The sequence below is a fragment of the Serratia plymuthica genome (assembly GCF_018336935.1).
Taxonomy (GTDB): domain Bacteria; phylum Pseudomonadota; class Gammaproteobacteria; order Enterobacterales; family Enterobacteriaceae; genus Serratia; species Serratia plymuthica_B.
In genome coordinates this window covers 2,724,200-2,739,428 of the sequence record NZ_CP068771.1, presented here as the reverse complement: position 1 = coordinate 2,739,428, position 15,229 = coordinate 2,724,200, and the positions used below count along the sequence as shown (strand labels likewise).

The 15,229-nt window shown below is 57.3% G+C and carries 13 protein-coding genes; 4 read left to right on the top strand and 9 right to left on the bottom strand.

From position 1 onward, the window contains the following. Positions 1–105: 105 nt before the first annotated feature. The gene (gene nhaB, locus JK621_RS12670; RefSeq protein WP_212556299.1) at positions 106–1,677 is read right to left on the bottom strand and encodes a sodium/proton antiporter NhaB; all 1,572 of its coding nucleotides are present in this window, start codon (positions 1,675–1,677) and stop codon (positions 106–108) included. 243 nt (positions 1,678–1,920) lie between these two features. On the opposite strand from nhaB, the gene fadR reads away from it, so the two are divergent. After that, a complete protein-coding gene (gene fadR / locus JK621_RS12665) occupies positions 1,921–2,640 on the top strand; it encodes a fatty acid metabolism transcriptional regulator FadR (protein WP_212556298.1) in 720 nt (239 codons plus the stop codon). 88 nt (positions 2,641–2,728) lie between these two features. Here the strand turns inward: fadR and JK621_RS12660 are convergent, their stop codons facing one another. Beyond that, complete coding sequence (locus JK621_RS12660; RefSeq protein ID WP_212556297.1) at positions 2,729–4,264, bottom strand: SpoVR family protein; 1,536 nt, start codon at positions 4,262–4,264, stop codon at positions 2,729–2,731. Positions 4,265–4,803: 539 nt separating this feature from the next. Between JK621_RS12660 and JK621_RS12655 the strand changes: the two genes are divergently transcribed. After that, positions 4,804–6,114, top strand: a complete 1,311-nt coding sequence (locus tag JK621_RS12655) for a D-amino acid dehydrogenase (RefSeq protein ID WP_212556296.1) — start codon at positions 4,804–4,806, stop codon at positions 6,112–6,114. Positions 6,115–6,186: 72 nt separating this feature from the next. Beyond that, positions 6,187–7,260: a catabolic alanine racemase DadX gene (gene dadX, locus JK621_RS12650; protein WP_212556295.1), complete on the top strand. Its 1,074-nt coding sequence runs from the start codon at positions 6,187–6,189 to the stop codon at positions 7,258–7,260. Between the two features lie 3 nt (positions 7,261–7,263). Here dadX and JK621_RS12645 read toward each other — a convergent pair whose 3' ends face one another. From JK621_RS12645 to JK621_RS12620, 6 genes are all read right to left on the bottom strand, one after another. After that, the gene (locus JK621_RS12645; protein WP_212556294.1) at positions 7,264–8,457 is read right to left on the bottom strand and encodes a multidrug effflux MFS transporter; all 1,194 of its coding nucleotides are present in this window, start codon (positions 8,455–8,457) and stop codon (positions 7,264–7,266) included. 109 nt (positions 8,458–8,566) lie between these two features. After that, on the bottom strand, positions 8,567–9,127 hold the full coding sequence (locus JK621_RS12640) for a 3'-5' exonuclease (protein ID WP_212556293.1): 561 nt from the start codon (positions 9,125–9,127) through the stop codon (positions 8,567–8,569). Positions 9,128–9,189: 62 nt separating this feature from the next. Continuing rightward, on the bottom strand, positions 9,190–10,893 hold the full coding sequence (locus JK621_RS12635; RefSeq protein WP_212560193.1) for an ABC transporter permease subunit: 1,704 nt from the start codon (positions 10,891–10,893) through the stop codon (positions 9,190–9,192). A gap of 17 nt (positions 10,894–10,910) precedes the next feature. Next, positions 10,911–12,425, bottom strand: coding sequence for an ABC transporter substrate-binding protein (locus JK621_RS12630; RefSeq protein WP_212560093.1), 1,515 nt, complete (start codon positions 12,423–12,425; stop codon positions 10,911–10,913). A 24-nt stretch (positions 12,426–12,449) separates the two neighbouring features. Continuing rightward, positions 12,450–13,232: an ABC transporter ATP-binding protein gene (locus tag JK621_RS12625; RefSeq protein WP_212560092.1), complete on the bottom strand. Its 783-nt coding sequence runs from the start codon at positions 13,230–13,232 to the stop codon at positions 12,450–12,452. Between the two features lie 4 nt (positions 13,233–13,236). Next, on the bottom strand, positions 13,237–14,040 hold the full coding sequence (locus JK621_RS12620) for an ATP-binding cassette domain-containing protein (protein ID WP_212560091.1): 804 nt from the start codon (positions 14,038–14,040) through the stop codon (positions 13,237–13,239). Positions 14,041–14,191: 151 nt separating this feature from the next. On the opposite strand from JK621_RS12620, the gene JK621_RS12615 reads away from it, so the two are divergent. Then, positions 14,192–14,347, top strand: coding sequence for a hypothetical protein (locus JK621_RS12615; protein ID WP_013813239.1), 156 nt, complete (start codon positions 14,192–14,194; stop codon positions 14,345–14,347). 9 nt (positions 14,348–14,356) lie between these two features. On the opposite strand, the gene JK621_RS12610 is transcribed toward JK621_RS12615, so the two are convergent. Next, positions 14,357–14,839 (bottom strand): hypothetical protein, encoded by a 483-nt coding sequence (locus tag JK621_RS12610; RefSeq protein WP_212560090.1) that lies wholly within the window; start codon positions 14,837–14,839, stop codon positions 14,357–14,359. Positions 14,840–15,229: the final 390 nt, after the last annotated feature.

The window sequence follows — 15,229 nt, the reverse complement described above, 5'->3', positions numbered from 1 at the left end:
GTAAGCAATTGAACCGGCAGTGTAAACCAATTCAACCCCGCTGCCAGCCACCTGGGCCGGATTCAGCACAAAAATAGTCGCTGGCAACAGAGTGGGCTGGCACTGTCAATGTGCAGCGGCTTCGATTGAAGGCAACGTCAGCCAATGCCACTGGGTTAGCAGGTCGGTCATTGGCGCCAGGGTAAACTGTACGCACAGCAGCCCAACGAGGGTTAATACCACCGTATAGGGCAACGCCATCCACACCATTCGCCCATAGGATAAACGCACCAGCGGCGCGAGTGCGGACGTCAGCAGGAACAAGAACGCCGCCTGGCCATTCGGCGTGGCGACCGAAGGCAGGTTGGTTCCGGTGTTAATGGCGACTGCCAGCATCTCGAATTGCTTCAGGGAGATTGCTCCGCTGTTGAACGCGGCGCGCGCCTCATTGATGTAAACCGTGCCGACGAAGACATTGTCGGAGACCGACGACAGCAGGCCGTTAAACAGATAAAACAGCGCCAACTGCGAAGAGGGTTCCGCCTGCAGGACAAACTGGATGATTGGGCTGAACAGGTGCTGCTCGATGATCACCGCGACCACGGTGAAAAATACCGTCAGCAGGGCGGTAAAGGGCAGCGCTTCCTGGAAAGCCTTGCCGATAGCGTGCTCGTCGGTTACGCCGCACAGGGCGGTGGCGAGGATGATCACCGACAGGCCTATCAGGCCAACCTCCGCCAGATGAAAGGCCAGCGCTACGACCAGCCAAATGCCGATAAGCGCCTGCACCGCCAGCTTGACCTGTTCCTGTTTGCTGCGTCCTGCGGTGGCCTGACGGTCAAACTCTTTCAGTACCTCACGTACGCGTTCCGGCAGTTTGGCACCATAGCCGAAAACGCCAAAGCGTTCGAGCAGTAGGCAGAGCAGCAGGCCGCAAGCCATCACCGGCAGGGTAACCGGTGCCATCCGCAGAAAGAACTCGGCAAATCCCCAGCCGGCGCTTTTGGCGATAATCAGGTTCTGCGGCTCACCCACCATGGTCATTACGCCGCCCAGCGCGGTGCCGACGCCGGCGTGCATCAGCAAGCTGCGCAAGAAGGCGCGGAACTGCTCCAGCGTTTGCTTGTGATCGTCACTGGCCAGTTCGCTGTCGTCACCGACCTCGGTATGACCGTCTGGCCGGTTAGACGCCATGTTGTGGTAGATCGAGTAAAAACCTGTGGCGACGCTGATCACCACGGCGACCACCGTCAGCGCATCCAGAAAGGCGGACAGCAGGGCCGCGGCCAGGCAGAACGCCAGTGAAAGCAGCATTTTCGAGCGGATATTGAGCAGCAGCTTGGTAAACACGAACAGCAGCAACTGTTTCATAAAGTAGATGCCGGCCACCATAAAGATCAGCAGCAGCAGCACGTCCAGATTATGGGCAATTTCTTCGCCCACGCGGGCGGGGCTGGTCATGCCAATCAGCACCGCTTCAATCGCCAGCAGGCCGCCCGGCAACAGTGGGTAACACTTCAGCGCCATCGCCAGGGTGAAGATAAACTCGATCACCAACAGCCAACCGGCGATAAAGGGATCGACCAGGAAGAAAACCAGTGGGTTGACCAATAAGAAAACGATGAGGGTCAATTTATACCAGTCAGGTGATTGCCCGAGAAAGTTCTTCACCAGAGCACTGCGTAAGGTTGTTTCCATTTTGCGTGACATATCCTGAAAATAAGTTGTTGCATATTACCCTAACAATGCCGCCGGGGCTGAGGCAATAGGGGCTGGCTTTATGAAGAGCAATTTCTCCGACGCGGTGTTTTTGCACAATTTTTGCCACTTTATGCACACTTTCGTTTAATGTTTTTCGCTCACGCTATGTCATGCTGGAGCGATCTGGTATGATCAGCCGATTACTATTACTGTTTATCGTCGCAACGGAACGTCAAAAACATGGTCATAAAGGCGCAGAGTCCTGCCGGTTTCGCGGAAGAATACATTATCGAGAGTATCTGGAATAATCGCTTCCCCCCTGGCTCTATTTTGCCCGCGGAGCGTGAGCTTTCGGAACTGATTGGCGTCACGCGCACCACGTTACGTGAAGTTTTACAACGCCTGGCCCGTGATGGCTGGCTGACCATTCAGCATGGCAAACCGACCAAAGTAAACAATTTCTGGGAAACATCCGGCCTCAATATCCTTGAGACCCTGGCGCGTCTCGATCATAAAAGCGTCCCGCAATTGATCGACAATTTGTTGTCAGTGCGCACCAATATCGCTTCAATCTTTATTCGCTCCGCGGTGCGCAATCATCCAGAGCAGGCTCAGGAAGTGCTGGCGAAAGCATCCCATGTGGAAGATCAGGCGGATGCCTTCAACCTGCTGGATTACGAAATTTTCCGCGGCCTGGCGTTTGCTTCCGGTAACCCGATTTACGGTTTGATCTTCAACGGCCTGAAAGGCTTGTATACCCGCGTTGGTCGTTACTACTTCTCCAACCCGGAGTCACGCAAGCTGGCACTGGCCTTCTACAGCAAGTTGTCGACGCTGTGCCATGAGAAATCCTACGATCAGGTTATGGACTGCGTGCGGAACTACGGTAAAGACAGCGGTGCCATTTGGCACAGCATGCAAGGCACCATGCCGAGCGATCTGACCGAAGCCCGTCGTTGATTCATCACGTTTTCCGCGTGAAGTAAAAGGGGTGCCACTTGAAAGTGGCACCCCTTTGTTATTATGGAAACTGAGCTATTGAGCAAACTTACAGTGGTGTAGGGCGTGGTGGGCAACGATCCAACAGCTCTATGCTACCGTCTTCGTTCTGCTGTTCCAGAATAATGTCGAAGCCCCACAGGCGATGCAGATGCTTCATCACCTCGCGACGGCTTTTGTCGAGCGGCGCGCGATCTTGCGGGATGTAGCGCAGCGTCAAGGAACGATCGCCGCGTAAATCCACATTCCAAATCTGAATGTTCGGCTCATGGTTGCTCAGGTTATATTGCGCCGACAACTCTTGGCGAATCGCCCGATAACCGGCCTCATCATGAATAGCCGCAATCTCCAGATAGTTATTGCGATCGTCGTCCAGCACGGTGAACAGCCGAAAATCACGCATGATCTTGGGTGACAGGAACTGGCTGATAAAGCTTTCATCCTTGAAGTCGCGCATGGCGAAATGCAAGGTTTCCAGCCAGTCTTTACCGGCGATATCCGGGAACCAGTAACGATCTTCTTCCGTCGGCGACTGGCAAATGCGCTTGATGTCCTGGAACATGGCAAAGCCCAGTGCGTACGGGTTGATGCCGTTGTAGTACGGGCTGTTGTACGGCGGCTGGTACACCACGTTAGTGTGGCTGTGCAGGAATTCCAGCATGAAGCGCTCGGTGACCCGGCCTTCGTCGTACAGGTGATTGAGAATGGTGTAATGCCAAAATGTCGCCCAGCCTTCGTTCATCACCTGGGTTTGCTTCTGCGGATAAAAATATTGGCTCACTTTGCGCACTATGCGCAGAACCTCACGCTGCCAGGGCTCAAGCAGTGGCGCATTTTTTTCCATAAAGTAGAGAATGTTTTCCTGAGGTTCGCTCGGATAGCGGCGGGCCTGCTCCGGCGCCTCTTCGCGTTCGACCCGTGGCAGGGTTTTCCACAGCGTATTGACCTGACTTTGCAGGTACTCCTCACGGCTTTTCTGCCGCGCTTTTTCTTCGACCAGCGAAATTTTCTGCGGCCGTTTGTAACGGTCCACGCCGTAGTTCATCAGCGCATGGCAGGAATCGAGCAGTTTTTCTACCTCCTCAACGCCATAACGCTCTTCGCACTGGCTGATGTAATGGCGGGCGAACAGCAGATAGTCGACGATCGAGCTGGCGTCGGTCCAACTGCGGAACAGGTAATTATTTTTGAAGAAGGAGTTGTGCCCATAGCAAGCGTGCGCCATCACCAGGGCCTGCATGGTGATGGTATTTTCTTCCATCAGATAAGCGATACAGGGGTTGGAGTTGATAACGATTTCATAAGCCAGCCCCTGTTGGCCATGCTTGTAACGCTGCTCGGTTTCGATGAACTTTTTGCCGAATGACCAATGGGTATAGTTAATCGGCATGCCGACGCTCGAATAGGCGTCCATCATCTGCTCTGAGGTGATGACCTCGATCTGATGTGGGTAGGTGTCGAGCCTGTAATGTTTGGCTACGCGATCGATGTGCTCCAGATACACCTGCAGCAGCTCGAACGTCCAGTCCGGTCCATCGCTCAGACGCTTATCTTCCTTGACCTTATCATGTGTTGAAGTAGTCATCAGCGCACCCTCGTTATTACGGACCTTGCTCGAACGGCAGACCCTTGTATCAATCGTAGCTCAAACTGCGCATAGGGAATAATGATATAAAGCGTAAAAATTCAACGATCTGCCCGCAACCTCTCCAGGAGGGGGGAGCTGAGGGGATTTTGCCCCGAGTTTTTTCTGCTATGGCAGACTCGACTGTCGGGGAAAGGTTATAGTGACAAAATGCCAATTTATTAGTTTTTTATTCTGAATAAATGCGCTTGTTTTACTTTTATGTTCTGTTAAAGGCTTGTTGCATGCCGTGGCTTTTTTTGATGCTATCAATGCTGTCATTGATGGCATATCAGCGGTCGTCGCCCTCTAAAACTGGCCTTTTACGACATCTTATCGCTATTTATAGGTAGGTATTGCAAAAGGCGCGGCCATGAACGATAAATTAATTGTGAATGTGGTCACGTTTGATGACGAAGATGTTGGACGGATTTTTCCACTGAGTTAATTTCCTGTGAGCAGAAGATTATGCTTTGTGAAGCCTTGAGCTGGAGTCAGCGATGCGAGTGGTAATTTTAGGTAGTGGGGTGGTGGGCGTTGCCAGTGCCTGGTATTTGGCGAAAGCCGGGCATGAGGTGACGGTAATCGATCGTCAACCTGGCCCGGCAATGGAAACCAGCGCGGCGAATGCAGGCCAGATATCACCGGGCTATGCGGCGCCGTGGGCTGCGCCGGGCGTACCGCTGAAGGCCATCAAATGGATGTTCCAGCGCCATGCACCGCTGGCGGTGCGTCTGGATGGCAGCCGTTTCCAGTTGAGCTGGATGTGGCAAATGCTGAAAAACTGCGACACTTCGCACTACATGACCAATAAAGGGCGCATGGTGCGATTGGCAGAATACAGCCGCGACTGCATCAAGGCGCTGCGCCAGGAAACCGGCATTCAGTACGAAGGACGCCAGGGCGGTACGCTGCAGCTGTTTCGCACCCAACAGCAGTTTGAAAATGCGGCGAAAGACATTGCCGTGCTGGAAGATGCGGGCGTGCCGTATAAACTGCTGGAAGCCCACCAACTTGCCACGGTCGAACCCGCGCTGGCGCAGGTAGCGCACAAGCTGACCGGCGGTCTGCAATTGCCCAATGATGAAACCGGTGATTGCCAGCTGTTTACTCAGCAACTGGCCAAGCTGGCGCAGCAGGCTGGCGTCACCTTCTTGTATAACCGCAGCGTTGATCGTCTGCTGGTGGACGGTGATCAAATCAGCGGCGTGCAGTGCGGCGCAGAGGTGTTCAAGGCCGACAGCTACGTAGTGGCCTTCGGCTCTTACTCCACCGCGCTGTTGCGCGATCTGGTCTCGATCCCCGTTTACCCGCTGAAAGGATATTCACTGACCATTCCTATTGCGGATGAAGCTGCGGCGCCGTTCTCGACCGTTCTGGATGAAACCTACAAAATCGCCATTACCCGTTTCGACCAACGTATTCGTGTCGGTGGCATGGCGGAAATTGTCGGCTTTAATACCCAGTTGGAGCAGAAACGTCGGGAAACGCTGGAAATGGTGGTACGCGATCTCTACCCTAACGGCGGGCGGGTCGAAGAGGCGACTTTCTGGACCGGTCTGCGTCCTATGACGCCGGACGGCACGCCGATCGTCGGCAAGACCTCGCTGAAAAACCTGTTCCTCAATACCGGGCACGGCACGTTGGGCTGGACCATGGCGTGCGGTTCCGGGCAATTGCTTTCCGATCTGATTTCCGGCACCACGCCGGCTATCCCTTCGGACGATCTGGGGGTAGCGCGATACAGCGCCGGCTTTCGCAACGGGCACCCCACACCCACACCCTTGAACGATGTGCATCCAGTGCGTTAATCCTCTTAATTTACAATGCTGTTGTCACGGGCGTTGGCCCGTGACCTCATCAGTCAGCCCGCAGGAGAATCCATGCCTCGCCCGATTACCGCCACGCTGCATCTTTCGGCTTTTGAAAATAATCTGCAGGTGGTTCGCCGTTTTGCCCCCAGCGCCAAAATCTGGTCGGTGGTAAAAGCCAATGCTTATGGCCACGGAATCAAACATGTCTGGCGCAGCCTGGCGAAGACCGACGGTTTCGCCTTGCTGGATCTCGCCGAAGCCATTTTATTGCGCGAGTCCGGCTGGCAAGGGCCGATTTTGCTGCTGGAAGGTTTTTTCAAGCCGCAGGATTTAGCCTTGCTCGATCGTTATCGTTTAACCACCTCGGTACACAGCGACTGGCAACTGGCGGCGATAGCTGAGGCCAAATTGTCCGCGCCGCTGGATGTTTATCTGAAAGTGAACAGCGGGATGAATCGCCTGGGCTTTGCCCCGGATCGCTTGCATAGCGTTTGGCTGCAAGCGAGGGCGATGGGCAATATCGCCAACCTGACGCTGATGAGCCACTTTGCCACCGCCGACGGCCCGGAGGGCGTGGCGGAACAAATGACGACCATTGAAGGTGCGATGGCGGAAATACCCTTGCCGCGCTGCCTGGCGAACTCCGCCGCCACCTTGTGGCATCCGCAAACCCACGGCGCCTGGGTACGACCAGGTATCGTATTGTATGGCGCATCGCCAAGCGGCCAGTGGGGCGATATCGCCGACACCGGTCTGCAGCCAACCATGACGCTGAGCAGCGAAATCATTGGTATTCAGACGTTGAAAGGCGGCGATCGCGTGGGTTACGGCTGGCGCTATAGCGCCAGTGCCGTGCAGCGTATCGGCGTGGTAGCCTGCGGTTATGCGGACGGCTATCCCCGCCATGCGCAGACCGGCACGCCGGTCTGGGTGGATGGCGTGCTGACGCGCACGGTGGGGACGGTCTCCATGGATATGCTGGCGGTCGATCTGACGCCCTGTCCACGCGCTGACATTGGCACGGAAGTGGAACTGTGGGGGCGGCGCCTGCCGGTCGACGATGTCGCCGCTGCGGCAGGCACGCTGGGTTATGAGTTGCTGACGGCGCTGGCTGCGAGAGTGCCGATCACCGTCGAGGCGTAATCCTCAGGCAATTGTCTTCAACCGACCTTTTATTTGCTTGCTGCGTTGCCGTGCGTGCAGCGCCAGCAGGCAACCCGCCAGCATCACCAACGCCAGCGACAGCTTCGGTTGCAACGGCATCGCCATTGCCAACAGGCCCAACGCTGCGCCGCCGGCCATCTGTACGAAGCCCACCAACGCCGAAGCGACGCCGGCTTCATTGGAGTACGGCTCCAGCGCATAACTGGTCGCCGGGCCCATCACAAACGCCAGGCCCGCACAGGCGAAGGCAACCGGCAGCATATACGCCAGCCAATGCGTTTGCACCGCGCCGGAAAGCAGGCTGACGCCCAGTAGCAGCCCAATACAGCCGATTCCCATCAATACTCCGCCGGTCGCCAGGCAAATCGGCCGGCCGACTTTGTGAATAATGCGGTTGGCGAGAAAACTTACCAGCATGATCCAAAAGCCGTTGGCGCCGAATACCAGCGAGAACTGCAGCGGCGTCAGTCCGGCGGTACCCATCAGCACGTTAGGCGCCAGCGAAACATAGATTAACGCCATCCCCATCGCCCCGGAGTTCACTACGGCGAAGGACAGGAAGTTGCGATCGCTGAGGATGCGCGCATATTGCCGCATCGGCAATCCTTTGACCCGAACGGTATCCGCCGGCCGGGTTTCCGGCAGGCGCAGGGCGATCAGCACCAGCACGGCGAGGGCATAGCAAACCAGGAACCAGAATGGGGCGCGCCAGCCGAATGCTTCCGCCAACAGCCCGCCGAGCAGCGGCGCAAGCGCAGGAATAATATTCAGCGTGCCGTTGAGAAAACCGTAGGCGCGCGCGGCGTCGTCGCCATTCAGGCGGTCACGTACGCCGCTGAACGCCACTACCGCCGTACAGCACACCGCCACGCCCTGCAGCAGGCGTGAGGCAACAAACACCGTAGGCGTGGTCGCCAGTGCGGCCATTGCCGCGCCGATCATGTAGATGACAATACCGGCCAGCGCGACCGGTTTGCGGCCGTAGTTATCCACCAGCGGGCCGGCGATAACCTGCCCAAGACCCAACACCAGGATGAACAGTGAAATGGTGGACTGAATCAGCGCTTCGCTGCTGTCAAGGCCAAGTGCGATCGCGGGAATGGTCGGCAGATAGAGATCGATGCCCAGTGGGCCGAGCAGCACCAGGCTAAGAAGCAGAAACAGAAATTTTTGCATAACAAAAACAGCACGTCCTAGTGACAAAGAGGGGTAGAGTAGAGATTCTGGCGTCAAATGGAAAGAGGCAAAGCACAAGCATTCGCCATGTGAATTTTGCCGGCCTGAATTACACGGCGGAGGCCTGGCGATAATAAAGTGCAGAAACCGTATCCGCCACATAGCGTGCCTGGTGTTTGGCGTCGTCCAGCGCCCGATGCGGTATACCTTCGAAGGGGCGTTCCTTTTTCGGGTTGAAACCGTGCAGTTCAGCCAGGGTGATCACCGTACGCACGTCCTGCGTGTCCCAAAAATTCCACGGACAGGGCATTTCCAACTGCTGGAAAGCATGCTCGAGGATTGCACAGTCGAACTCCTTACCGTTCCCCCAGACTTTCACCCTGTCGGTGCCGTTCATATGGATAAAACGGCTCAGGCTGGTCAGTACGCGCTTCAGGCTTTCGGTTCCGCCAAAGGCCAGTTTGCGCGCCTCATCAGACTGCTTTGCCCACCAGGCCACGGTATCCAGGCTGATGGTCCTGCCAGGCTGATCTTTTTGGCTGCTGACGGCGTTTTCGAATTCCGCGCCCAGTTGGCCGGTTTTGGGATCAAAGAACACGGCGGCAACCACCAGGATCACCGCGCTGGGTTTTATGTCCAGAGTTTCAATGTCTAGCATCAGATGGTGCATTGGCGGTCTCCGCTGGCTGAATCATCGTCGTATGTTACTACAAACCGGGCGAGGATGCGCAGTCAGCCGCGGCGCCGGCCTGCGGCATTTGCCAGAGTGACCGCCAGCACCGCCAGCAGCACCAGGGCGGCCACCGGGGTCACAACGCCCCAGGGCGCTCGTTCGATATAAGGCATGCCTTCGGCCAGCACCAACCCCCATTCTGCGCTGGGTGGTTGCGGCCCGAGCCCGAGGAAGCCCAGCGCGGCCAACGCCAACGCAATCCCCGGCAGGCGCAGCATGGCGTGACGAAGCAACGGCCCGAGTAACGCCGGCAACAGGTAGTGCGTCAGCGTGCGCAGGCGGCCTATTCCCAATACGGGCAGCATGCGGATATAGGGCTGCGTACGCGCCTCCGTCAATAGCGCGGCACAGTGTGCCGCCAGCGGTGCCCAACTGACCAGCATTACCGCGCAGGCGGCGCCGTAGGCTGAAGGGCCGGTAATGGCGATCGCCAACAGGCCCGCCACGACGGGCGGCGTCGCGTTGGCCAGCTCAATCACCCCACACATCAGGCGCGGCATCAGGCCAAACAGCATTCCGAGGAGCAGCGAAGCGAAGCTGACGCCCAGCGCCAGCAGGCTGGTGTTCACCGCGCCCTGGGATACCCGCGCCAGAATGTCCCGGCCAGTGGCGTCGGCGCCAAAGGGCAGTGCCAGGCTCGGCGGTTGCAGGCGCATATGCAGAGACGAGAACGGATCGCGGATGACCCCGCTCAGCACCAGCAGACACAGCAATAGCGCGGCGATTGCGGCGACAAGATAACTGCCTTTGACGCTGTGCTGGGGTTGCGGCGCATTAGGCAGCGACGCGGCGATACGGCCCAGCAGCAGATAATGCGCTCCCTGCGCCAGGAAACCGGCGCTGAAGGCGATCATCAGCAGAATCAGGATACCGCACTGCAGTGCAGGCAGATCCTGTGCGATGGCGGCGCCTAAGGTCGCGCGGCCAAGGCCGGGAATGGCGAACACTTTCTCGACGGCAATGGCACCGCCGGTAAGCCCCACCAGCACCAGACCAATCTGCGGCAGCAGGGCGGGCAAGGTGCGGCGCAATACCGCCAACAGACGTTGCCTCCGGGAGATGCCGGCAAGGCTCCAGGTGATCAACCAGCGTTCAGAGAAGGTTGCGGCCATCCCGTCGCTGAACAGCAGGCCCAGCAATCCTCCCGCGGGCAGGCCCAACGCCAGCGCAGGCAGAACAACGTGTTGGAGGCTTTGCCAGCCGTAGGGCGGGAACCAGCGCAACCAGACGGCGCCGACAATCAGCAACAGCGCCGCCAGCAAAAATTCCGGCAGGGAGGTCAGTGCCACAGCCAATACGCCCGCAGGGCGCCGGCTGTCGCCGCGCATGCCACGCCACAGGGTCGGCAACGCCAACAACAGCGCCACCGACAACGCCACAGTGAGTGCGCAGGCCATCAGGAGCAGAGACACTCCGGCGGCTTGCAGCATGCCTTCCAGCACTGGCCGACCCGAGATCCAGGAGTTGCCGGCATCCCCGCGCAGCAAGCCGGAAAACCACCGGCCAAGCAGCATCAACGGTCCGTCATCCAGACCGAATCGTTGGCGAATGGCGTTCAGGGCTTCCGGTGTCGCTTCTTGTTCGCTTGAGCGAGCCCGCAGCAGACTGAGAGCCGGATCTCGGCCGGAAATCCAGGGCATCAGGCCAATGAGCAAAATCATCGCCAACAGGGCAAGCAGGCGTGAGGCGAGCGGCAACAACATCTTCATCGAACGCTTTATCACGATCGGGGCTGCCCGGCGGAAATAACGCTGCGCGGTGTCACCAGTCGACGTTCACGCGGATCGCGATCTGCGTGCTGCATGGCGACGGCTTCACCCTGGAGAACCCTTTCATGCAACAAGGGGATGGCCGCATGCGTCGCGAGGATACGGCTCTCCGCCTCGATAATCGCCTGGCGACGCTGCGCACCGGCCGGTATGGCAGCGGCCTGGGTTAATGCTTCGTCCACTTTTGGGTCACAGAGTTGAGCGATATTGAACGATCCCCGGCAGGCAAAATCGCTGTACATGTAGGCCACCGGATCGCCGGAATCCAACACGGTGGCGCGCGACAAAATGAACGCGTCGAATTTGCCCGCCAACGCATCGGCTTCAATGTGGGCGTATTCCCGCACCTCCTGTTTGACTATAAAGCCGGCGGCGCTGAGCTGTTGAGCCAGATAAACCGCGACTTCGGGCAGCTCTGCCCGATCGCTGAAGGTCGCCAGGGTAATGGTCTGGCCTTTTACCGCCGTCGGCTGGATAGCCGGTTGCGGTTGCCGCAATGAGGCGGCCCAGGGCAACGCCGGGCCAAGCAACCCGGCGGCAAGATCGGCACGGCCTTCGTAGACGTTATCCACCAACTGTTGGCGTTGAACCGCCGCGGCCGCTGCCGCGCGCATCGCCGGATCGCGGAAAGCGCCGAGGCGAGTATTCAGATATAGCGTATTGGTACGCGGCATCGGGACTTCGTGGATCAGCCTCGCGTCAATGAGCGGCAACTGCGATACCGGCAGCGCCTCAACCAGATCGGCGCTGCCGGTACGCAGGGCGGCGGCACGCGCATTGCTGTCCGGCACAAAACTGACGTCGATCCCCGGTGCGGCGGCTTTCTCGCCCCAGTAACCGTCAAAGCGATTTAGCCTTGCGCTGCTGGTGCCGTTGATTTCCGTCAGCACAAAGGCACCGGTTCCGGCCTGCAGCGGATTAACCACGCCGTTGGCGGCATAGGCCCGTTCGGCGAGGATCGCCAGTTGCGGGCTGGACAGCCGTTGCGGAATCAGGGGATCAGAATGAGCGGTAGTGATCACCACGGCGCTATCGCCTTCGGCGGCGATCGACAGCTCAACGCCGTCCAGAATGCGCGGTTTTGGCGCGGCATGTATCGCTGCCGAAAGTGAACGCACTACGCTTTGCGCCGTCATTAGGCTGCCGTCATGGAAAATGACGCCCTGACGCAGCACAAAGCGCCAGCGGCGGTCATCTATTTGCTGCCATTCAGTCGCCAGCGACGGCTCGGCATCGCCATTGGCGTTCAACACCACCAGGGTTTCGGCATTGCTCCAGCGCGAGAGTTTAAAAGCGTCATCGCTCAATGGCGTTAACCCGGAACGGGGCGGTTGAAGCATGGCCAGCCGGATACGTTTTTCTTCGGTGGCACTTTCTTTCGGCTTTGCAGGTTCAAAGCAGCCGCCAAGCAGCAGACTGCCGGCAAGCAGGCAGCCGGTTGGGCCAATAAAGCGCAGGTTCAGCATGCAAAATTCCTCAGGATCTCAGGGCTAAAAAGAGGGCAAAGATGGGATGGCGGCGATCAAAGCACGGGTAGCGACATGCCGGGGCGTTTGCAGCAGATCCCGGGTTGGGCGATCTTCCACGATGGCGCCGTGGTCCATCACCAGCGTGCGTTGGCATAAGGCGGCCACCAACGAAATATCATGGGAGACCAGCAACATTCCCATTCTTTGCTGATGGGCAATACGGTCGAGCAGGTTGATGATCTGCCGGCGCAAGGGCTGGTCCAGACCGCTGACCGGCTCATCGGCCAGTAAAAAACGGGGTTGCAGCGCGATGGCGCGTGCCAGCGCTACCCGCTGTGCCTGCCCGCCGGAAAGCTGGCCCGGTCTGGCGTACAGCAGGTGTTCATCCAGTTCAACCTGACGCAGCGCTCGCTCGGCAGTGATACCCAGATCCTGCGGCAAACCGAGTTGGCGTAGGGGAGCGATAATCAGTTCGGCGACCGTATGGCGCGGATTGAGCGAGGCATGGGCGTCTTGCGGAACATACTGCACCAAACGTCGGTACCAGCGCAGCCGGCTAACGGACGCTGGGCGAATTGTTGTGCCCTGGCAGAAGATATGGCCGAAATCCGGCGCCTCTAGCGCTAACAGCAGTTTAAGCAAAGTGGATTTGCCTGCGCCGGAACAGCCAACCAGCCCGATGCGCTCTTCGGCATGCAGATTCAGGTCGGTAGGGCTGAGACCACCCGATGCGGGAGTATATTGCCGACAGACATTCTGCAGGCTGATAAAGGGCAGTGTGGCGTTGACCGGCGAGTGATTCACTGGATTATCCCGCCATACTCATTGACGGGCCGAATGCCGGGCGCAGCGCCGTGGCAACCAGTCGCTGGGTGTAGGGATGTACAGGTTGGCGCAATAGCTGTGCGATAGATCCGTGCTCGGCTATCTTGCCGTTAGCCAGCACGATGGCACGTTGGCACAGGCGGGCGGCGACGGAAAGATCGTGGGTGATAAACAGCAGCGCCGGTGCGGCGGGGCGCTCGGTATAGCGCTTCAGGATATCGATTAACTGCTGCTGGCTGACCATATCCAGCGCGGTGGTGGGTTCATCCGCTATCAACAGGTTTTTTTCGCCGCTCAGCGCCAGCGCCGCGCAGACTCGTTGGCATTGGCCACCCGATAATTGTCCCGGGTAGCGCATCATGATCGTGTCCGGCGGTAAGCCCAGCACGGCCAACAACTCGGAGGCGCAGCATTGGGCCTGCTCTTTGTTCATGCCGCTCCGGCCACGCAGGGCCATGATCAGTTGTTTACCCACGGTGGTCAGAGGATTGAGGCTGGTAAAAGGATCTTGAAAAATGGCCGCCATCGCGAAGGATTTGCGTTGTTGTAAACGTTGGCCGCTGATTTCCTGCCCCAGCAGCCGTATCGATCCGCTGAGTGCTGCGTCAAAGGGCAGCGTGCCCAAAATGGCGGCGGCGGTAAGTGACTTGCCTGAGCCGGATGCGCCCAGCAGACACAGCCGCTCGCCGGCATGCAGGGTGAAGTTCAGATCGCTGATTTTGACTTCCCCGTTAATCGACAGTGTCAGATGTTCTACGGTGAGTAACGGTGGGCTTTGGGTTTCCATTAGCGTATCTGTAAATGTTGTTTTGATATGTAATAACATAACATTCGCTGGCGGGAAATGACCAGCAGATTTCTGAAATACTTTGAAATGGTCTAAAGCAGGAAAATCAAGGTATGATGCTCAAGGTGTTATTGTCAGGTTGGTTCTATCGGTGAGAACGTTTATTTTTATTCTGTGCATGGCCGGCTATGTGCTGGTGCTGGGTTATCTTGGTGTTTACGTCACCGATAAGTTGTGCGAACAATCCAGTAACTACACCAAGCTGTGCCGCATGGTTGATATCTCCGAACCGCATATTCCAAAATAACGACTGCCGTCAACTCAGATAATCGGTAGTAATCAACGGCGTCAGTACCCCGGACAAACCGGCCAACGTAGCCCATTGCCGCCACCCCAAGCGTGCCAGCCAATCCTGACGCAACGGTGGCGTCGCGAGTTGCCCCAGCGCAACCGTGCCGGTGAGCAAGACCGTCAGGATCGCGAAGACCAACCCGCGGCTCCAGGCATTAAATTCGATATGCAACACGTTGGCGTAATACAGCCGCATCAGAATAAAATAGGCCAGCATCAGCCAGGCGAAACGCGCTCGTTTTTTCAGCAGTTGGTAGAGCATAAAGGCGATGAACAGGCTATGGAGCCATGAGATCAGCGGCGATTCAATGGGGTGTCTGACACAGACGTTATACACCGCCAGGTAGATATTAAAGATCAACAGCGTATAGACGGCATATATGTACCAGCCATAGATGACTTTGAGCTTTTTGCTGTTTGGCGGGATAGGGCGATAGTCCGATATCATGAGAGCCTCCTGAGCTGAATAGCGTTATAGCATCAGGTAGCTAAATGAAAATTAAACGCCAAACAGGCTTTATTTTACCGCAAAAGGGGAACTATTTGACCCTTGTTGGGTCTGTTCAAACAACAACGGCCAGGGCGTTTTCAGCGAAAGAGTAATGGCAGATAGTGAGATGAAAAATTATAAAAACAGTCGTTCGACAGTATGTTTACTGGTCGCCACGTTGGGACTTTATTTTTTCCTGCCGCCAACGTTGATAGCTTTGTTCTGCCAATGGTTTAATCTGAATCCCTTCTTTCTTATCAGGTCTTTGCATATCAATCCCTTCTCGGCCGCGAGGGGCATTCCGCTCTATCAAACCGCTGTGCCCATATTAATAGTATGGATTTCGAT

What these genes read in the sequence shown, in the direction of transcription:
- nhaB (WP_212556299.1), bottom strand. Translation starts at nt 1,677, where the DNA reads ATGGAAACAACCTTACGCAGTGCTCTGGTGAAGAACTTTCTCGGGCAA.
- fadR (WP_212556298.1), top strand. Translation starts at nt 1,921, where the DNA reads ATGGTCATAAAGGCGCAGAGTCCTGCCGGTTTCGCGGAAGAATACATT.
- JK621_RS12660 (WP_212556297.1), bottom strand. Translation starts at nt 4,264, where the DNA reads ATGACTACTTCAACACATGATAAGGTCAAGGAAGATAAGCGTCTGAGC.
- JK621_RS12655 (WP_212556296.1), top strand. Translation starts at nt 4,804, where the DNA reads ATGCGAGTGGTAATTTTAGGTAGTGGGGTGGTGGGCGTTGCCAGTGCC.
- dadX (WP_212556295.1), top strand. Translation starts at nt 6,187, where the DNA reads ATGCCTCGCCCGATTACCGCCACGCTGCATCTTTCGGCTTTTGAAAAT.
- JK621_RS12645 (WP_212556294.1), bottom strand. Translation starts at nt 8,457, where the DNA reads ATGCAAAAATTTCTGTTTCTGCTTCTTAGCCTGGTGCTGCTCGGCCCA.
- JK621_RS12640 (WP_212556293.1), bottom strand. Translation starts at nt 9,127, where the DNA reads ATGCACCATCTGATGCTAGACATTGAAACTCTGGACATAAAACCCAGC.
- JK621_RS12635 (WP_212560193.1), bottom strand. Translation starts at nt 10,893, where the DNA reads ATGTTGTTGCCGCTCGCCTCACGCCTGCTTGCCCTGTTGGCGATGATT.
- JK621_RS12630 (WP_212560093.1), bottom strand. Translation starts at nt 12,425, where the DNA reads ATGCTGAACCTGCGCTTTATTGGCCCAACCGGCTGCCTGCTTGCCGGC.
- JK621_RS12620 (WP_212560091.1), bottom strand. Translation starts at nt 14,040, where the DNA reads ATGGAAACCCAAAGCCCACCGTTACTCACCGTAGAACATCTGACACTG.
- JK621_RS12610 (WP_212560090.1), bottom strand. Translation starts at nt 14,839, where the DNA reads ATGATATCGGACTATCGCCCTATCCCGCCAAACAGCAAAAAGCTCAAA.